Origin of the sequence: Tardiphaga sp. (assembly GCF_028290785.1) — a bacterium.
GTDB lineage: Bacteria > Pseudomonadota > Alphaproteobacteria > Rhizobiales > Xanthobacteraceae > Tardiphaga.
On the sequence record NZ_JAQGJD010000163.1, the window covers coordinates 1 to 19,048 of the forward strand.

Annotated in this window: 18 protein-coding genes and 1 tRNA gene; 9 read left to right on the plus strand and 10 right to left on the minus strand. The window is 63.8% G+C overall.

Going from position 1 to position 19,048, the window contains the following annotated elements; translation table 11 throughout:
* Positions 1-151 precede the first annotated feature (151 nt).
* Both JWR89_RS09560 and JWR89_RS09565 read right to left on the minus strand, forming a co-directional pair.
* On the minus strand, positions 152-1,672 hold the full coding sequence (locus JWR89_RS09560) for a methyltransferase domain-containing protein (protein ID WP_299714849.1): 1,521 nt from the start codon (positions 1,670-1,672) through the stop codon (positions 152-154).
* A gap of 173 nt (positions 1,673-1,845) precedes the next feature.
* Positions 1,846-1,922: transfer RNA gene (locus JWR89_RS09565), tRNA-Arg, on the minus strand.
* Between the two features lie 400 nt (positions 1,923-2,322).
* On the opposite strand from JWR89_RS09565, the gene JWR89_RS09570 reads away from it, so the two are divergent.
* Positions 2,323-2,934: a hypothetical protein gene (locus tag JWR89_RS09570; RefSeq protein ID WP_299714851.1), complete on the plus strand. Its 612-nt coding sequence runs from the start codon at positions 2,323-2,325 to the stop codon at positions 2,932-2,934.
* 5 nt (positions 2,935-2,939) lie between these two features.
* Here the strand turns inward: JWR89_RS09570 and JWR89_RS09575 are convergent, their stop codons facing one another.
* A complete protein-coding gene (locus JWR89_RS09575; RefSeq protein WP_299714854.1) occupies positions 2,940-3,377 on the minus strand; it encodes a CAP domain-containing protein in 438 nt (145 codons plus the stop codon).
* 314 nt (positions 3,378-3,691) lie between these two features.
* Positions 3,692-3,958 carry a hypothetical protein gene (locus tag JWR89_RS09580; protein WP_299714857.1) on the minus strand — a complete coding sequence of 89 codons (267 nt, stop codon included), beginning with the start codon at positions 3,956-3,958 and terminating at the stop codon, positions 3,692-3,694.
* A gap of 405 nt (positions 3,959-4,363) precedes the next feature.
* Between JWR89_RS09580 and JWR89_RS09585 the strand changes: the two genes are divergently transcribed.
* Entirely contained in the window at positions 4,364-5,683 is a 1,320-nt protein-coding gene (locus JWR89_RS09585) for a TadE/TadG family type IV pilus assembly protein (protein ID WP_299714897.1), read from the plus strand.
* Positions 5,684-5,692: 9 nt separating this feature from the next.
* Here the strand turns inward: JWR89_RS09585 and JWR89_RS09590 are convergent, their stop codons facing one another.
* Positions 5,693-6,691, minus strand: a complete 999-nt coding sequence (locus JWR89_RS09590; RefSeq protein WP_299714860.1) for a 2-dehydropantoate 2-reductase — start codon at positions 6,689-6,691, stop codon at positions 5,693-5,695.
* Between the two features lie 134 nt (positions 6,692-6,825).
* Between JWR89_RS09590 and JWR89_RS09595 the strand changes: the two genes are divergently transcribed.
* Positions 6,826-7,470 carry a YidB family protein gene (locus tag JWR89_RS09595; RefSeq protein WP_299714863.1) on the plus strand — a complete coding sequence of 215 codons (645 nt, stop codon included), beginning with the start codon at positions 6,826-6,828 and terminating at the stop codon, positions 7,468-7,470.
* 30 nt (positions 7,471-7,500) lie between these two features.
* On the plus strand, positions 7,501-7,773 hold the full coding sequence (locus JWR89_RS09600) for a GlsB/YeaQ/YmgE family stress response membrane protein (RefSeq protein WP_299714866.1): 273 nt from the start codon (positions 7,501-7,503) through the stop codon (positions 7,771-7,773).
* 49 nt (positions 7,774-7,822) lie between these two features.
* Here the strand turns inward: JWR89_RS09600 and JWR89_RS09605 are convergent, their stop codons facing one another.
* Positions 7,823-8,605, minus strand: a complete 783-nt coding sequence (locus JWR89_RS09605; RefSeq protein ID WP_299714869.1) for an SDR family oxidoreductase — start codon at positions 8,603-8,605, stop codon at positions 7,823-7,825.
* 255 nt (positions 8,606-8,860) lie between these two features.
* Between JWR89_RS09605 and JWR89_RS09610 the strand changes: the two genes are divergently transcribed.
* The 3 genes from JWR89_RS09610 to JWR89_RS09620 all read left to right on the plus strand — a co-directional run bounded on the left by JWR89_RS09610 (position 8,861) and on the right by JWR89_RS09620 (position 12,073).
* The gene (locus JWR89_RS09610) at positions 8,861-9,925 is read left to right on the plus strand and encodes an acyl-CoA dehydrogenase family protein (protein ID WP_299714872.1); all 1,065 of its coding nucleotides are present in this window, start codon (positions 8,861-8,863) and stop codon (positions 9,923-9,925) included.
* 39 nt (positions 9,926-9,964) lie between these two features.
* Complete coding sequence (locus tag JWR89_RS09615) at positions 9,965-11,125, plus strand: acyl-CoA dehydrogenase family protein (RefSeq protein WP_299714875.1); 1,161 nt, start codon at positions 9,965-9,967, stop codon at positions 11,123-11,125.
* Between the two features lie 141 nt (positions 11,126-11,266).
* Positions 11,267-12,073, plus strand: a complete 807-nt coding sequence (locus tag JWR89_RS09620; RefSeq protein ID WP_299714878.1) for an enoyl-CoA hydratase/isomerase family protein — start codon at positions 11,267-11,269, stop codon at positions 12,071-12,073.
* 40 nt (positions 12,074-12,113) lie between these two features.
* Here the strand turns inward: JWR89_RS09620 and JWR89_RS09625 are convergent, their stop codons facing one another.
* The 4 genes from JWR89_RS09625 to JWR89_RS09640 all read right to left on the minus strand — a co-directional run bounded on the left by JWR89_RS09625 (position 12,114) and on the right by JWR89_RS09640 (position 17,249).
* Complete coding sequence (locus JWR89_RS09625) at positions 12,114-14,240, minus strand: acetate--CoA ligase family protein (RefSeq protein WP_299714881.1); 2,127 nt, start codon at positions 14,238-14,240, stop codon at positions 12,114-12,116.
* A 41-nt stretch (positions 14,241-14,281) separates the two neighbouring features.
* Positions 14,282-15,043, minus strand: a complete 762-nt coding sequence (locus JWR89_RS09630) for a hypothetical protein (protein ID WP_299714883.1) — start codon at positions 15,041-15,043, stop codon at positions 14,282-14,284.
* 1 nt (position 15,044) lies between these two features.
* On the minus strand, positions 15,045-15,833 hold the full coding sequence (locus JWR89_RS09635; RefSeq protein ID WP_299714886.1) for an enoyl-CoA hydratase: 789 nt from the start codon (positions 15,831-15,833) through the stop codon (positions 15,045-15,047).
* A 210-nt stretch (positions 15,834-16,043) separates the two neighbouring features.
* On the minus strand, positions 16,044-17,249 hold the full coding sequence (locus JWR89_RS09640) for an ABC transporter substrate-binding protein (RefSeq protein ID WP_299714889.1): 1,206 nt from the start codon (positions 17,247-17,249) through the stop codon (positions 16,044-16,046).
* A 197-nt stretch (positions 17,250-17,446) separates the two neighbouring features.
* Between JWR89_RS09640 and JWR89_RS09645 the strand changes: the two genes are divergently transcribed.
* Together JWR89_RS09645 and JWR89_RS09650 are read left to right on the plus strand one after the other, a co-directional pair.
* Entirely contained in the window at positions 17,447-18,262 is an 816-nt protein-coding gene (locus tag JWR89_RS09645) for a thermonuclease family protein (RefSeq protein WP_299714892.1), read from the plus strand.
* Between the two features lie 31 nt (positions 18,263-18,293).
* Positions 18,294-19,048, plus strand: a 755-nt coding sequence (locus JWR89_RS09650; RefSeq protein ID WP_299714895.1) for a M48 family metalloprotease, incomplete at its 3' end; no start/stop codon positions are given.

Here is a 19,048-nt window from a genome sequence, read left to right on the forward strand (position 1 = left end):
AGCGCTCTGCCGCGCTCAGCGTCGCGAAATCAAAATCGATGGCCATGGCCGTTCCTTGCATGGTGCATTGCAGCGTCATCTAGGACGCAGCAAGGAACGCCGTCAACGCCGCTCCGGGGAACTTACCTAACCGAGATCGCTCGAGGTCCGCCTACCGGCGCCGAAGCACGAACAGAACGCCCTTGACCGCTACCCCGGCTTCGAGCCTCAGCACCGTTGGCTTCTGTTCTACAATCTCGAAATGCGGCGCGGTCAGCGCTGCCAGATAGGCCTCGGCCTGCGCGAACCGCCCCGAGGGTAACACTTCAAAATCGCGTTCGCGCGCCGATTCGATACTCGCCGCGAAAATTCCGCCCTGCACGGTTGCCCGCGCCACAGCAGCGATCAACTCGTCGAGCCTTCCGAAGTAGATCAGCAGATCGGCCGCAAAGACGAGATCGAAAGCCCCCGGCTGCGAATCAAGAAAATCGACAGCCTCACACTTGGTGAGCGCGTGATAGGTCCCGCGCTTAGCGGCCTGGGCCAACATCTGGGCCGAGAGATCAACGCCGACAAGGCGGTCTCCAAGGCGAGCCAAAAATTCGGCGGCGAGACCCGTCCCGCAGCCGAGATCGAGCATATGGGAGAAGGTCGAGCGCTGGCCTCCGACAAGCCCCGCCAGATCTCGCGGCACCTGATAGCCGAGCACGCCGACCAGCTTGTCGTCGAAGCCGGCGGCGAACGAATCGAAGTAGGTCTCGACATAGGCAGCCGGCACCTCGTCGATCGGCTTCCCCGCGACGGCATTGTTCAGGTACTGCTGGACGGGATCGTCGGGATCCCGCGACAGCCGCCATTCTCCGACCGCTACAGCCGCGTCTGGATAGCCATAGGCGCTGAACAGCGAGAATCCATCCCGGGTGATCTGATCCAGCGATTCGATTTCCGCGCCGGCCAGCGCGGGATAATCGGCAAGTGCCTGTTCTATATTCCCCACAATGATGGCGGCAAATGTTCGTGCGCGGGCGAATTTTCGCAGGCTATGGCCTTCGAGCGGCGCGTACTCTGACGCCCTGGCATAGGCTTCTGCGCTTTCAGCGAACCTGGCGGCCGTATATTGCGCGTTGCCCAGGGAGACATAAACGATCGCATCGGCATCGCCGCGCGTAACGATATCACCTAGCCGGACGGCCGCTTCTTCAAAGCGAAAGGTCTTCAGATATAGCAGACCCAGCCCGAAGCTCGCGTCGGTCAGACCGGGATCGAGCGCAAGCGCGCGCAGGAAGGCATGCTCGGCGCGTTCGGCAGGCCCCATTCCGTCGACGAGGATGGCGTATTGCAGCCAGGTCGCGGCATGCGTGGCATCCATGGCCAGTGCCTTGCGCGCGCAGACCACGGCCAGCGCCGTCCGGGACATTTGCTGATAGGCCGCCGCGAGGTCGCGCCAAAGCCAGACTTCATCGGGCGCTAGCGACAGCGCCGCCAGGAATGCCGCGATAGCACGCTGCTGATCGCCCGACCTGCGGCACATCACCCCGAACTGGCGCAGCGCCAATACCGGCGATTCAGATTTCTCCAGCAGATCGACAAAGGCAGGGGTTTCAAGCTTCCACCGACCCAGCGTCCCGGCGTCGCCTTCCGCAGCCAGCAACGCGAGCGCCGCGTCATCCGCGCTTTGGTCCAAAAAATCCATTCCGGGCATCGCCTCTTAAAGACGACCTTGGATCGCCCTGCTCACATCCGTTCGCGGATGTCATATCCGAGTCGGGCACTCGCAAGAGGAAGGTTGGGGCACACACACACAGAGGATTCAGAAGCCACGCCCGGAGGCATCCGACCATTCTCAATGAGTGCCGGAGATGAAGTTGGCGATCCCGGCATGACTCGAACATGCGACCTACGGTTTAGGAAACCGTCGCTCTATCCGGCTGAGCTACGGGACCGCAAGACCCGCGGATGAAGCGGGGCTTGGCGACTCCATACCAGAGCACGGCCGTGATCGCCAGCCCGGCCGAGGTGACGGCCACCAGCCTTTCCAACGCCGCGGCCAGCCTTTCCACTCATCCGCCCGCGGCCTGGAGCTGCGATGCCTTGGCTCGAAGGTTGGAAGCCGCCGACATCCCGACAACGTCCTTGCCCTGGTGATCCACGGTCGATACCGGGATTCGAATCCGCAATCGGCAAGCAAAGTATAGTGACGAACGGGCGATGAGAGCCGCGTTCAAGAACAACGATGCGGAACATAAGTGAGCATTTTGCCTTACTTGGATGCAGTTGGATTTGTTGGAAAAGTGGAGCTGGCACGGTTGAAAAAAGGTCTGAAAATGGCGAGAATTGATTTCGATGCTTTACCGGGACGGGCTTGTGGCTGGATCACGCAAATTCGCGCTGTTGGCAATCGCCGGGCTTAGCGGCCTCGCGCTGCTGCCTTCGCGCGCGCATGCGCAATGGTGGACTGCGGCTCCTGCCGACTTTGAAGATTGTGCCGAGCGCGCGGAAAAATCCGTGGGGTCGAAGGATGCCAAGTCGGCCGCGTTGTCGCATTGCGAGAGCAAATTCGCCGGACGCCGCAAGGCCGGCGGTGGCTACGCTTATTATGACTTCATGCAGAATCGCAGCTTCGACATCGCCGGGCCCAATCCGAGTGCGGCCGAACAAAAGATGATCGACGAGCAATACACCCGTTATCTCGACGATCATCGCCGCACCGTCATTGTCGCAGCCTTCGCCGAACAGCAGCGCCAGCAGGTGGCCGCGCTACCGGCCGAGGCGCCGCTACCACCGCCCGCGGCAACCAAAGAGACGAAGCCTGTCGTCGCCATGCCGAAGCCCCGCCCGAAGGGCGCGAACTGTGCCGCCGAGCCCTTGGCCTGCGGCTGGTCGAGACTGTCGGATGGGCTGAAGGATCTGAAGAAAACGCTCTTCGGTGCCCCGGCAAAGACCAAGGGCGGCTGAGCGCTTCAATCCGTGATCACCATCGCCCAGAACATGCGATAGGGCGATTTGGCATTGGCCACCGAAGCCACGCCGACTTTTTTAGCGCCCGGCATCAGCAGGTTCTCGCGGTGCCCGGCGCTGTCCTCCCATTGCTTTAGCGTTTCAGGGAAGGTCAGAAAGCCGGCGGCGATATTTTCGGCGGCCTTCGATTTGCGCAATTTCGCGATGCGCGCGGGAAACAGCCCGGCCACGTCGTGGCTGACCTTGCCGCTGGTGGACATCGCCTGCGCCTGAAACAACGCGACCTCGTTGAGCTTGCTGTCCAGCGTCACGGCCGACAGGCCATGGGCGCGGCGAAAGGTGCTGATCTGGCGGGCATAGTCGTCGGCCATAGCAGGACCGAGCACGGTGACGACCATCGTGGCGGCAAGGGCAAGTACTTTCAGGCGGTTATGCGGCATCAATTCGATCCAAGGAGCGTGGCGAAGGCGGGTCGCGTGCGTCACTCAGGGAATGGGGGTGGAGGCGGGTTGCTGGGGTAGCGGACATCGCCACCGCGCCGATAGCCGCGCACCGAGGGGTCGTCGGCCTCGCCATAGCGAAGTCATACATGGCCCGATCGTAACGAAGCGAGCGCAGCGGCACGTTGCGGTCGCAGAGTCCTTCGAATGTTTCGCCCGGATTTTGTGGGGTCGCGGCGCCGATCGCTTCTTCGGCGAAAGCCTGGCGGCCTGAAGCACTTGCGCCCCAGGCCGCCAGATTTCAGAAGTGAATCTTACTTCTTGGCCTTTTTGGCCTTCTTCACGGTTTTGGCGGTCTTCGTGACCTTGGCGGCCTTTGTGACCTTCTTCACCTTACGGCGGCGATGACCGAGCGGGATGCCGAGCTTGATGGCCTTCTGGCGCAGCGAACCGCCGGTGCGCTTCATCGCCTTGGAGATTTTCTCCAGCGGCGTCTGAGCCTTGGAGTGCTCCTTCAGCGTCTTCACGTCTTCTTTGGTGTATTCGCGGCGCACGAGTTTTTTCTTTGCTGCCTTGGCCATTGTAGCTCCGATTCTTGAGTTGAGTAATTCGATCAGCACACTTGTTGCGGATGAAATGAAAGGATCCAACGTCCGGTTCGACGCACGAATGCGCCCACCATCGTCAAATCACACAGCTATCTATACTAGAGAAGTACAGAAGGACATAGCCCCTGATGCCACAGTGCAGTGTTCTGAATTGCACTTGTTTTGTTCTTCTTCCCCGGGACCGCCCGTATCATGCCGCATTTGCTAGTTGACTAGATTGTGAGTCGCTCGCCCCCCCGTTTATGTGGCGTTTACCCAAAACACATGCTTGCTACATACTTTATTGAGTCCGGCAACTCCAATAAGTCGCGTTTAAGGAATCTTAGGCGGAAGATGCTACCTACCTATTTTCACTAGAATAGGTTTTCAGCCGTGCCGATTGGTTCATCATCCAGGATCAGCCTTTTCCGCCGCGCCCAGGGCGGCAACGTGGCCGCTATTTTTGCGCTGGCGCTGGTGCCGATGCTGTCGGCCGTCGGGTGCGCCATCGACTACACCCGGGCCGCGCAAATCCGCAGCCAGCTGCAGAACGCGGTCGACGCCGCAAGCGTGGGTTCAATCGCCGTGGCGTCGCCGGGATATGTAGCAGCCGGCACCATGACATCGGACGGGCCGATTCCGGCGGGCGTTACCGACGCCACCAACCTGTTCAACGGCGGCATGGCCGGCAAGGCCGGCTATACGCTGAACAGTCTCACGGTCACCGTCGCCAAGGCGTCCAGCAAAGTCACCTCGACGGTACAATTCTCGGCATCGGTACCGACGACGTTCGCGGCGGTCATGGGCTGGAAGGCCCTGACCGTCACGGGCACATCGACCTCGACCGCCTCGATGCCGCCCTATATCGATTTCTACTTGTTGCTGGACAATTCGCCCTCGATGGGCGTAGCCGCAACGCCGGCCGACATAACCCTGATGCAAGCAAAGACGGGTGGCTGCGCTTTCGCATGCCACGATACGACCACGTCGAACAGCAACTACGATATTGCAAAGAAATGGAACATTTCAACGCGAATCGACGTGCTGCGAACCGCGACCCAGCAGTTGATGGACACCGCTAGCACGACGGCGATCTATCCGAACCAGTTCAGAATGGCGATCTACGACTTCGGCGCATCTTCCAAGACGATCGGACTGCGGAACCTGTTTTCGCTATCGACGAGCCTGCCAAGCGCCAAGACGGCCGCTGGCACGATCGACCTGATGTCGGTCGAGGGCCAGAACGACAAGTGGACTGCCGATAAGGACACGCCGTTTACGGACGTTTTTCCTCTCATCGACAAGGCCATCAGCGCGCCGGGGAGTGGCACGTCCTCCGCGCCGCTCAAGTATCTGTTTTTCGTGTCTGACGGCGTCGCTGATGAAAGCAACGCGGCCTGTCTCAAGCCGCTGTCTGGCGCCACTCGCTGCCAGTCACCGATCAATCCGGCCTTGTGCAAGACGCTCAAGGACCGCGGCATCAAGATCGCGGTCCTGTACACGACCTATCTGCCCCCGGTCGATAACTGGTACTCGAGCTGGATCGCCCCTTTTAATACAGGCCCTTACGGCCCGTCTCCGAACAGCGAAATCGCCACCAACATGCAGGCCTGCGCCTCCCCCGGCTTCTATTTCGAGGTCAGCCCGACGGATGGCATTTCGCAGGCGATGAATACGCTGTTTCAAAAGGCCGTCGCCGACGCCCGCATCAGTAGCTGAGGCTGAATCTTACCCGCGAATCTGCGCTGCCGTGAGGCCGGGCGATCCGCCGCCCGCCTCAGCATCCTTGACGAGCGCCATGACCCGCCGCGCCAGCGGAGCGTCGATACCGTGCTGCGCGGCCAGTTGCACAATCACGCCCTGCAGATAGTCCACCTCGGTGCGGCGGCCGCGCTGCAGGTCCTCCCACATGGACGAGCGCGCATTGGCATCGATCTTCATGGTGCGCCCGAGGAGCGCGTTGAACAGGCCATTTGGCAATCGCAGCAGATGCGGCGTCAGGCCAGCCGGGATCGGCGTCGGCGACACCGGCCGGATCCCCTCCGCCTTCAGCACCGCGAGGCCCTCGGCCATCTGGTCGGCGAACAGCCTGCGCCATTCGTGTTGCGCCAGTTGGGTGCGCAACGGCAGGCCGGACAGCGCGTTGAGGGCATTGTTGAGATTGACCAGCAGCTTGCCCCACTGCACCCCGTCGATATTGTCGGTCGCGCGCACCGCCAGATGATCGACCGACAGCGCCGCAGCGGTGCCCGCGGCGTCCCGCGCGATAACGATGTCGCCGGATGTCGCACGGTGGATGCGGCCATCGCCCATCGCCATGACGTTGAACGCCACCATGCCGCCGAGCACGCGATGGTTCGGCAGCCGCTCCCGCAGCACGGCAACATTGCCGACGCCGTTTTGCAGGCTGACGACAGCGGTATCGTTTGGGGCATGCCGGGCGATCAACTCGGCGACCGCCGCGGTGTCGGCGCTCTTCACCGTCACCAGGATGATGCCGACCTGCGCAAAGATCGCGGGATCGTCGGACAACGCCAGCCGGTCCGCGGCGATCGTGCGGTCGAGCCCCTCGAAGCTGGTCAGCCGGAGGCCATGGCCGTGCATCTCATCGATAACGCGGCGACGCGCCAGCATCGATACGCGGCGGCCCGCCGCGACCAGCGCGCCACCGACATAGCAGCCGATGCTGCCGGCGCCCGCGATACAGATCGGCCGTTCTGCGATCACTTCATCACCCGTTCATCTGCCGACCGCTAGTAGCAAAATGCCGCGCCGCTGGCTATCGGCGGAACCAGCGCGGCTTGTAAGCGTCATACCGCACCGCTATGTTCCCTTCCGGGCTGGTACCACAGGAGATCACCATGGGTTTGCTCGACATTCTGAACGGCATGGCCAACGGCCCGCGCGGCCCCAGCGATCCCAACGACAAGAGCGAAGGGATGTCGCCAATGACCATGGCGATCCTCGCGCTGCTGGCCTACAAGGGCTACAAGCATTTTTCCGGCAATCAGCCAGGACAGGGGCAACCGCAAGGTCAGCCGCAACTTCAACCGCAACAGGCCCCCGCGCCGAATACGATTCAGGCCAACGCGCCCGATAGCGGCGGCCTCGGCGGGATGCTCGGCAACATTTTCGGCGGAAACGGCGGCCAGGCCGGCGGTCTGGGCGGCCTTCTGAAAGGTCCGCTCGGCGGCCTGCTAGCTGGCGGAGCGGCCGGCAGCGTGCTCAGTGGCGGTCTCGGCGACCTGCTCAAACAATTCCAGCAGAACGGCCATGGCGAAGTGGCGGACTCCTGGGTCGGCCCCGGTCCCAACAAGCAGATCGCACCGAACGATCTCGGCGCTGCACTCGGCGCCGATCAGATCGAGCAGTTGACATCGCGCACCGGCATGTCGCGCGAAACGCTTCTCCAGGAATTGAGCCAGGAGTTGCCCGATGCCGTCAATGAGTTCACGCCGCACGGCCGCTTGCCGACGGAAGACGAAGCCGCGTCGCGCTGGGTTTAGTCCGCGTCATTTTGTAAGAAGGATATTGCCATGCTCTGGATACTCGTCATCGGCTTCGTCGCCGGAATCATCGCCCGGATGCTGTCGCCGGGCCCCAACAATCCCAGCGGGTTCATCCTGACCACCGTGCTGGGCATCGCCGGTGCGTTTCTCGCAACTTTCATCGGCCAGCAGATCGGTCACTACGGACCGAACCAGGGTGCCGGCTTCATCACCGCCACCCTTGGCGCCCTGATCGTCCTGTTTATCTGGAACAGGCTGGTGGCGCGTCGCGTGATTTCCGATCCGGGTCAGCGCTACTAAGCACTTGCTAATCTCTCCCCGCCTTCGCGGGGAGAGATGACTATTCAAATCAGCCCAGATGCATGCCTGCATCCATGCGGACCAGTTCGCCGGTCATGTTGCTCGATGGCGGCGTGGCCAGGAAGCAGATCAGGCCTGCGACATCCTCCGCGGTGGACGCGAGCTTCAGCGGCACCTTGGCAATCACGGCGTCGCGCACCTTCGCCGCCGCTTCCGCGCCGCGGCCCTTGGTGAACCACGGCGTATCGATATAGCCCGGACATACGGTATTGACGCGGATCAGCGGCGCCAGCGCGCGCGCCAGCGAGAGCGTGATCGAATTCAGCGCGCCCTTGCTGGCGGCATAGGCTACCGACGATCCGGCGCCGGTGAGGCCCGCCATCGACGAGACGTTGACCACGGCAGAAGCGCGGCCCGACGCCTTGGCGCCGGCTTCCAGCAGCGTGCGCGCGGCGCGCACCATCTGGTACGGCCCGATCGTATTGACGGCGTAGATCTTCTGAAAATCCTCCGCAGACAATCCATCGAGATCGCCGTGCGGCACATGCTTGGTCATGCCGGCGTTGTTGATCAGCGCATCGATCCTGCCCCAGGCCTCGGCCGCCGCGACGATCTTCTTGCAGTCCTCGTCCTTCGAGACATCGCCCTGCACCACGACCACTTCGGCCGCGCCAAGGCTGCGGCACAATTCGGCGGTGGCGTCGGCTTCCTTCGCACTCGATGCATAGTTGATCACGATGCGGGCGCCGCCCTTGGCGAGAATGGCGGCGGTCGCCGCCCCCAGACCGGACGCCGACCCGGTAATCACCACGCACAAACCATCCTTCGACATCTGCATTTCCCCTGATGTGTTTTCCAGCCTTGTCGCGATCTAGCACGGCGGCAGCGGACTGGTATACAACACAGCGCAAGTTCGTTTCGCGGAATAACGCCTCGGCGCCCGCATGTCGTCACCGCAGGCCGCCCTGCGGGCAGGTGCGCTTGTCATCCCCGCCGCTTTTCCGCATGTTGATCCGCAACAAACGGCAGCACCCCATGCGCGGTATTCCCGCCCCATGAGAAGGGCGCTTGCAAGCGGGGAAACATCGTGACCGACACCGACAATATTGTTGCCGAGACCGCGGAGCGCATCTTCGCCGATCTCGCCGACAGTCAGATGATTGCGAAAAGCAAGGACGGCGCCTGGAAGGCGCCGCTGTGGCAGGCACTGGCCGACAACGGCCTGCCGCTGTCCTGGGTGCCGGAAGATTGCGACGGATCCGGCGTCAGCCTGGCAGAAGGTTTTGCGGTATTAAGCGCCGCCGGCCGTAGCGCGGTTGCCGTGCCGCTGGCCGAGACCATGCTGGCCGGCTGGTTGCTCGCACAGGCGAAAATCGCCTCGCCGGAAGGCATGATAACCGTGGCCCCGGCAAGCCCGAAGGACCGCCTGACGTTGAATGCCGACGGCACCGTGAGCGGCCGTGCCCGCGGCGTACCGTTCGCCACCGAGGCGAAGCATATCGCGGTGGTTGCCAGCGGCATCGGCGGCGTTTCGATCGCGCTGATCGAGGCCAATGCCTGCCGGATCGAGGCCGGGCTCAATCTGGCTGACGATCCCTCCGACACCGTGACTTTCGATCATGTGAAGCCGCTCGCGAGCCACCCGGCGCCGTCCGGCTTCGACCAGAACGGGCTGATGCTGATGGGCGCGCTGGTGCGCAGCCTGCAGATCGCGGGCGCGCTGGAAACCATGCTGGGAATCAGCGTGCAGTATTCCGGCGAGCGCGTCGCCTTCGAGAAGAAGATCTCGAAATTCCAGGCGGTGCAGCACAACCTGGCCAAACTCGCCGGCGAAACCTCGGCCGCGCTCGCCGCCGCGAGCTCCGCCGCCGATGCGCTGTCGGGCAGCGCCTCCGACGACGACGCGATCTTCCTTGAAGTCGCTTCCGCCAAGATCCGCTGCAGCGAGGCCGCCGAAAAGGGCGCCGCCATCGCGCATCAGGTGCACGGCGCGATCGGCTTCACTCGGGAACACGTGCTGCATCGCTATACGCTGCGCGCGCTGGCGTGGCGCGACGATTTCGGCAGCGAGAGCCATTGGGCGGTGGAGCTCGGCCGGCTGGTGGCCGCGCGCGGCGCCGATGAGCTGTGGCCGCTGGTCGCTTCGCGCTGAACAACACCGATCAAGACTGCTGAAGAAGCGAGACTCCTCATGACCGCAGCCCTTCGTTTCGATCCGATCCGCCTGCCCCCGGAATGCGAGGTGCTGCGCCGGGAGGTACGCGCCTTCCTCGCCGAGGAAATCGCCGCCGGCACCTTCGATCCGCACAAGCCGCAGCGCGAAGACTCCGACGCGCCCGAATTTTCCCGCCGCGTCGGCGAGCGCGGCTGGCTCGGCATGACCTGGCCAAAGCAATATGGCGGCCACGAGCGCAGCTTCCTGGAGCGCTACGTCGTCACCGAGGAAATGCGCATTGCCAATGCACCGACCCGGCGATTCTTCGTCGCCGACCGCCAGAGCGGTCCCGTGCTGCTGAAATACGCGCCCGAGCACATCAAGATGGATATCCTGCCGCGGATCTGCCGCGGCGAGGTGTGCTTCTCGATCGGCATGAGCGAACCGAATTCCGGCTCCGACCTGTTCGCCGCCAAGACCAAGGCCACCAAGACCAACGGCGGCTGGCTGATCAACGGCAGCAAGATCTGGACGACCTCGGCGCATATCGCCGACTACATGATCGCGATCTTCCGCACCTCGCCCTCCACCAAGGAAAATCGCCGGCATGGCCTGACGCAGTTTCTCGTCAACATGAAGCAGCCGGGCATCGCGGTGAATCCGATCGCGCAGATCACCGGGCAGTATGAATTCAACGAGGTGGTGTTCACCGATCACTTTGTGCCCGACGACCATATGCTGGGCGAACTCGACGGCGCCTGGAAGCAGGCCACCAGCGAACTCGCCTATGAGCGCTCCGGCCCGGAGCGTTTTCTCGAGACCTATTACGTGCTAACCGAACTGGTCCGCGCCGTCGGCAACCATCCGGACACCCGCAGCGCCGAAGGCATCGGCCGGCTGGTGGCGCAACTGCACACCATGCGGCGAATGTCGGTGTCAGTGGCCGGCATGCTGCAGGCCGGCCGCGAGCCCGTCGTGGAAGCCTCCATCGTCAAGGACATCGGCACCCTCTGGGAGCAGCAATTGCCGCACCGCGTGCGTGAGCTCGCCGCCTTCGTCGATGCCGACGCCAGCAACCACGCCACGCTCGACGAGATGCTGTCCTTTGCGATCAAGACCGCGCCGAAACTGACGATCCAGGGCGGCACCACCGAAGTACTGCGCGGCATCATCGCCCGCGGGCTGGGGCTGCGGTAACCAGTCATTCCGGGACGGGAGCGGCGACAGCCGCGAGCGAACCCGGAATCTGGAGATGTTCAAAAACAGTTCGGGATTCCGGGTTCGCACCCGGCTCGCGCCGTGTGCGCCCCGGAATGACCACCAGAAACGAGGAAACACATGACCACCTATAAAGACATTGCCGTCGAGACCCGCGGCCACATCGCGATCATCGAGATTCGAAAGCCGCCGTTCAATTTCTTCGACATCCTGCTGATCCAGCAGATCGCCAATGCGCTCGACGAAATCGACGCCGATCCTGAAATCCGCGCCACGGTGCTGTGCGCGCAGGGCAAGGCGTTCTGCGCCGGTGCGGATTTCAGCGATCCCAACCGCAAGGAGACCGAGGCCGCGGCGAAGAGCGGCGATCCCGCCGACAACCTCGGCTCGATCGGTCATCTCTACATGGAAGCGGTGCGCATTTTTCGCGCCAAGAAGCCGATCGTCGCGGCGGTGCAGGGCGCCGCGATCGGCGGCGGGCTTGGCCTTGCGGTATCTGCCGATTTCCGCGTCGCCTGTCCGGAAACGCGCTTCGCCGCCAATTTCACCAAGCTCGGTTTCCACCCCGGCTTCGGCCTGACGGTGTCGCTGCCGGAGGTGGTCGGCAAGAACAACGCCGAGCTGATGTTCTACACCAGCCGCCGCGTCGGCGGCGAAGAGGCGCTGAAGATGGGCCTCGCCAATATCCTGGTGCCGCAGGACCAGGTTCGCGATGCCGCCATCAAGCTGGCGGAAGAGATCGCGGAATGCTCGCCGCTCGGCCTGCTATCGACCCGCGCGACCATGAAAGGCAACCTCGCCGACCGCGTGGCGAAGGCCACCGCGCATGAACTCGCCGAACAGACGAGATTGCGGGCGACGGAAGATTTCAAGGAAGGCGTCAAGGCGACAGAAGAACGACGGGTCGCGAATTTCAAGGGACGATAGTTGCGTCGTCGTCCCCGCGAAGGCGGGGACGACACACGACCTATGAGCCCTTCCGCACCACCAGCGCATCGACGATGGTGACGCCCTCGCCGGCCGGATGCACCAGCACCGGGTTGAGTTCGATCTCAGCGATCTCTTTCGTGAACTGCGCCGCCAGTTGCGACACCTGCGCGATCAGTGCCGCCAGCGCCGGCCCATCGGCCGGGGCGGCGCCGCGGAATCCATTCAGGAGCGGCGCGGCCTTCAGCTCGCCGAGCATCATGGCCGCCTCCTCCGCGCTGACCGGCGCGGGGCGATAGATCACATCCTTGAACAGCTCCGTGGTGATGCCGCCGAGACCGACCATCACCATCGGCCCGAAGGTGGCATCCTGCAGCGTACCGACGATAATCTCGACGCCCCGCTTCGCCATCGGGCCCACCAGCACACCCTGGATGACCGCATCCGGCCGATGCGTTCGCGCGCTGGCGAGCAGCGCGTCGTAGGCGGCAGCGGCCTGGTCTTTCGTCGCGATGTTGACCCGCACGCCGCCAACCTCGCTCTTGTGCGGAATGTCGCGCGACTGAATTTTCATCACCAGCGGGAAGACCGATGCATCGATTGCACCATCCAGGCCGGCTTTGTCGGTGACCAGTGTCTCATCAGGCAGGCTGACGCCCGCCGCGCGCAGCAGCGACTTGCTGTCGCGCTCGGACAACGTCGCGGGTTCCAGATATGCGGACAGGTCGGTCAGCGTGGTAGCAACCAGCTTCGTCGCTGCAGGCAAGTTGAATTTCGCGTATTGCGTCAGTTGGCGCAACGCTACCGCCACATGGGCCAGCCCGGACAACACCACCACGCCGGATTGCGCCAGGCCGGTGCGCGCGAAATTCGACGGCAGCGTGTAGGACCAGAACACGATCGGCTTGCGCTGCGCATCGATGACAGGCTTCAGCTCCGGCATCTTGAACGGCATTCGGGTCTCGCTCGACAGCGAGATCACCACCAGGATGGCATCGACCTCGTCGGAGCGATCCAGCAGCTCGATGGTCTTCTGCAGGCCGCCGCTATGCACCGCCTGCGCGGTGATATCGACCGGGTTGCGCGGCGATCCATAGGACGGGATCAGCCCGCGGATCGTTGACTGCACGCCCTCCGACAATTCCGGCACGCTCAGGCCCTGCGCCGATAGCGCATCCGCCGCCCAGATGCCCGCACCACCGGACACGGTCACCACGGCGATGCGGTTGCCCTTCGGCAAGGGGGTGGTGGTCAGCACCGCGGCGATGGTGACGGCCTCGTCGAGGTCGTTGGAAACGACGAAACCATATTTGGCAAACACCGCGTCATAGGCCGCGGTCCAGCCGGCCATGCTGGCGGTGTGCGACGCCGCGCCCCGCTCGCCGGCGCCGGAGCGGCCGACCTTTGTCACGATGACGGGCTTGCCGGATTCAGCCGCACGGCGCGCCGCGGCGAGGAATTTGTCGGTATCGCGAATGCCCTCGATGAACAGCAGGATCACGTTGGTGGCGAGATCCTGCACTAGGTAATCGAGCAATTCGCCGGCGCCGAGATCGGATTCATTGCCGGTGGAAATCACCGTGCTCAGCGCGATGCCGAGCGCCCTGGCGCGGTTGTAGATGGCAAAACCGATACCGCCGGACTGCGCGACGATGCCGATCCGCCTGGTGGTGGCCAGCAGGCGCGGCTGCTCGGGCTTCACATCCACCGTCGGACTAAACGTGGCGGCGACGCGCTTCAGCTCGTTAAAATATCCTTCAGCATTCGGGCCGGAGATCCGCATGCCAGTCGATTTCGCCAGCGCGGCGATAGCGTCCTGCATGGCCGTGCTGTTGCCGCCCTCCTCCGCGAAGCCGGAGGAAATGACGATCGCGTTCTTGACGCCGACGGCGGCGCATTCCTTGAGTGCGCCGAGCACGGCGGGGGCGGGAATGATGACGATGGCGAGGTCGATCGGCTGGCCGATCGCAGTGACGGTCGGATAGCAGGCCAGGCCATCAATATCGGGATAGTTGGGATTGACCGGGTAGATCGCGCCGGGAAAGGCGTTCTTGCGCAGGAACGCCAGCAACAGGCCGGGGATTTTCTGCGTATCGCGCGAGGCGCCGATGATGGCGATGCTGGCAGGTGCGAAGAAGGAATCGAGCGGATGCGAAGCGACGGCCATTCGACGACGTCCTTGTTCTTATTATTGTTACTGACGTCAGCTCAGGCGACGATGTGGAACGTCACGCCGCCGAGCAGGAACGAGTCGCCGCCGCACGGGCAGCCGCGCGAGCGCGCGGCGTCGCGCACCTGCGCGACGTCATGGACGCGAAACGTCAGGCCGCTCATGGCGTCGCCGGCGCCTTTGACGAAATGAAACGTGCAATTGACCAGCGCGATCTCGGGATGGTCATGCTCGCCCCGGCCGACGGGAATGCCGATGATGCGGCTCCAGTGCTGTGCGAGGCCATCGGGATCGGCGCTCTGCATCTCCACGGCGATCAGCGCCAGCGTCGTGTCCTTCCGGATCGATTGCTGCCAGTCCGGCCCCGCGGGCGGGTATGGTCCCAGAATATCGTCGCTGCCGTCGGTATGGTTGAATTCGATGAAGGCGGCGCGGCAATCGCGCGGGTGCAGTTGCACGCCGTGATAGGGCGGATGGTCTATGACGTTGGCAATGCGCACGCCGATGGATTCGGCGTTGCGGCCGCGCTCGTCGGGATCGTCGCAACTGAAGATCGCCATGTAGCCGCCGTGGCCGTGGCTCTTGTCGAGAAAGCGCCCGGCCGCGGTGCCCGGCTGGGTCGGGGCGATCACTTCGAGCAACGTAGAATCGACCGGCAGCAGCGCGTTCTCGAGGCCGTATTTGGCGACGTGGGGATCGCGGTAGCAGACCTCGAGTCCCAGGATGACCTGGACGTCGCCGACCAGCGGCTCCAGATGCGGCGCTACCAGACAGATTTGGCGGAGCCGCATCTCACCCATCTCAGTGCCCCTGGAAAGCCGGCTTGCGTTTCTCGATGAAAGCCTTTGCGGCCTCCTTGTGATCGTCGGTGTCGCTGCAGCGCGTGTGATGGATCGCCTCTGCGTCGAAGCAGGCCTCCAGCGACATCGTCTCGGCATTGTTGATGTTCGTCTTGATATAGCCGAGCGTGACGGACGGGCCCTGCGCCAGTGACATTGCGAGTTCGTGCGCCGCCGTCTCGACCTCGCCGTCGTCGACCACCTTCGACACCATGCCGAGCGCAAGGGCCTCCTGCGCCGTGAGCACCGGGGATAGCAGATAGAGCTCCCGCGCCTTAGCGCTGCCCAGCATCTGGGTGAGAAAATAGGTGCCGCCGTAGTCGCCGGAGAAGCCGACCTTGGCGAAAGCCGTGGTGATCTTGACCGAGGCGCTGGCGACACGCAGATCGCAGGACAGTGCGATCGAGAGGCCCGCACCAGCAGCCGCGCCGTCGAGCTGCGCTACCACCGGCTTTGGCATCTGGTGCAGCAAGCGCGACACCTCCATGCCGCGGCGGAGGTTGGCGCGCTTGGCCTCGAACGGCAGCGGCGCATGGCCGGCCGCCATCGATTTCACGTCGCCGCCGACGCAAAACGTGCCGCCGGCACCCTTCAGCAGCACCGCGCGCACCTCGTGATCCTCGGCAGCGCGCCGTGCCGCCGCGACCAGCCCCTGCGTCATCTCCACATTCAGCGCGTTGCGCCGGTCCGGCCGGTTCATGGTGATGGTGAGCAGGCCGCGGTCGAGGGACTGGAGGACGATATCGTTCATGAAGAAGTCTCTGTTTGATATTGTTGGTCTTGTCGTTCTCGGCGATTTGTTCGCAACACTCTCCCCGTCATTGCGAGGTCAGGGAAAGCCAATTGGCTTTCCCCTTAGCGAAGCGACGCGGCAATCCAGAAAGCCACAAACGCAGGAAGACTGGATTGCTTCGTCGCAAAGGCTCCTCGCAATGACGGGGAGGGGTCGTTGGGTTACACGCTACTTCTTCACCAGCGGACAGCGCGAGGCCTCCAGCGGCTGGAACGCCTGCTCGCCGGGTACGGTGGCGAGCAGCTTGTAGTCGTCCCAGCGACCTTTCGATTCCAACGGTTTCTTGACTTCGAACAGGTACATGTCGTGGACCATGCGGCCATCTTCGCGGATCCGGCCATTCTTGGCGAACATGTCGTTAATCGGCGTATCCTTCATCAGCTTCATCACGGCTGCCGCGTCGGTGGTGCCGGCGGCCTTGACCGCCTTCAGGTAATGACCGACCGACGAATAGACGCCGGCCTGCGCCGAGGTCGGCACGCGCTTGGTGCGCTCCTGGAAGCGCTTGCTGAAGGCGCGGGTCTCGTCATTGAGATCCCAGTAGAACGCTTCCGCCAGGATCAGGCCTTGCGCGGTCTCGAGCCCGACGCTGTCGATGTCGGAGATGAAGGCCAGCAACGGCGACAGCTTCTGGCCGCCGCTGCGGGTGAGGCCGAATTCCGCGGCCTGCTTGACGGCGTTGATGGTATCGCCGCCGGCATTGGCGAGGCCCACAACCTTGGCCTTCGACGACTGCGCCTGCAGCAGGAACGAGGAGAAGTCCGAGGTGTTGAGCGGATGCTTGACGCCGCCAAGCACCTTGCCGCCGGATTTCTGGATCACCGCGGTGGTGTCGCGCTCGAGATCCTGGCCGAACGCATAGTCGGCGGTGAGGAAGAACCAGCTATCGAGGCCGGCCTTCACAGTCGCGAGGCCGGTGACATTGGCCTGCGCGAACGTGTCGAACACGTAGTGCACGGTATAGGGACCGCAGGCTTCGTTGCTCAGGCGGATAGAGCCTGGGCCGTTGAAGATGATGATCTTGTTGCGGGCGCGGGCGATTTCGCTGGCGGCCAGCGCGGTGGCGGAGGCGGCGACGTCGATGATCGCCTCGACCCCCTGGTTGTCGAGCATGTCGCGGGCGATGCTGGCGGAGAGGTCGGCCTTGTTGAGATGGTCAGCCGCGATGATCTCGATCTTGCGGCCGAGCACCTCGCCGCCGAAATCTTCCGCCGCCATCTTCGCCGCGGTCTCAGAGCCAGGGCCAGTGATATCGGCATAGAGGCCGGACATATCGAGGATCGCGCCGAGCTTCAACGGCTTGGTCTGCGCCATCGCCGCCGTCGCCGAAATCGCCATCACCGATGCGAGCAGGCCTGAAACGAGTCTCTTCACGAACATCCTCCCTGTGAACTGTCCGCGGCGGTGCGCGGCGTTCGTTATTGTTGACGCGATCATGCCGCAACCGCAACGCAGCGGCAAGCCGCGCGCGTGCGAGGAAAAGCCACGGATGCGGATGTTTTTCCCGCAAAGCGGAATGCCTTATTGCTATCATCAACGTGCGGTTGGCGAAGCGGTGCAGGGCAGCCCCGATGAGTGCAGCAATGGTAGCAGGCGGTATCCGGCGCGCGGCGAGTCCGCTGCTCGCTGTTGTTGGTATCGCCGTTTCGATTTCCGCAGTGTCGGCCGCCGGCTGCCGGTTGGAATCGCAGGGCGAGGGCCGCGTCAAAGACGTCATCGATCTCCGGACATTTCGCCTGACCGACGGTCGCGAGGTGCGTCTTGCCGGCATCGAGCCGATCGGGGCGGCCTCGAAAACCGACGGCGCGTCCGCCCTCGCGGCGCTGATTGCCGGGCGCGATGTCACGCTGCATAGCGAGAGCGACATGCCCGACCGCTACGGCCGGCAACCGGCCTTCGTGTTCGTCGATCCCTCGGCTGTGTCGGTGCAAGGCCAGCTCGTGTCGCAGGGCGCGGCGCTGGTGTCGGCGACCGTCGGCGACAAGGCGTGCGCGGCAGAACTGGCCGCCGCCGAAGCCGAGGCGCGCCGGGCCAGACGCGGCGCCTGGAACAACGCCACCGTCATAAAAAACGCGGAAAGTCCGGGCGATATTTTGGCGGAGATCGGGCGCTTCGTGGTGGTGGAGGGAAAGGTTCTGTCAGTCCGGCAGGCCGGCGCCACCACCTACATCAATTTCGGCCGAAACTGGACACAGGACTTTGCTGTGACTATTTCAAGGCGCATGATGGGGTCGTTCGAGACCGCCGGCATCGCGCCTAAGTCATTCGAAAGGCGACGAATTCGGGTTCGAGGCTGGATCGAGCGGCGCGGCGGGCCGCGCATCGAGGTGCTCCGGGTGGGGCAGATTGAGGTGGTCGGGGACAACGGACCACCGGGCAGAGAGTGACGACGTGACACGTGCAGGACGGCAAAACAGCTTGAGCCGCCGCCTTTGGGCTGCGCCGGTTTTGCTGTGCGTGGCGTTCGCCCTGTCCGCCTGCGGCGATGCCAGCCGGTTCGAAACCGCCTCGCTCAAGCCCTCCAGCCCGGCAAAGCCGCCGGCGAAACCGGCGGTGGTGCAGACGCCGGCCGGCGAAAAGGAACACGAGCGGATTCTGGCCTCCTATGGCGGCTCCTACGACGACCCGCGGCTGGAAGCGCTGATCACCAAGACCGTGGAGCGGCTCGTGGCCGCCTCCGAGCGGCCCGACCTTGCCTACAAGGTGACGATCCTGAATTCCGGCGCGGTCAACGCCTTCGCGCTGCCGACCGGCCAGCTCTATGTCACCCGCGGCCTGATCGCGCTGGCTTCCGACACCTCCGAACTGTCCTCGGTGCTGTCGCACGAAATGGCGCATGTGCTGGCCAAGCATGCCTCGATCCGCGAGGAGCAGGCCCGGCAGGCCGCCGTGGTCACCCGCGTGGTCACGGATATGGGCAGCGACGCCGACATGACGGCGCTGGCGCTGGCGAAATCCAAGCTGACCATGGCGAGTTTCTCGCGCGCGCAGGAATTCGAGGCCGACGGCATCGGCGTCGGCATCTCCGCCCGCGCCCATTTCGATCCTTTCGGCGCGTCGCGCTTCCTGGCCTCGATGGAGCGCAATGCGGCGATGAAGGCCGGGCGCACGCCGCTCGATCCGCGTGCGCAGGACTTTCTGTCGTCGCATCCGGCGACGCCGGAGCGGGTCCA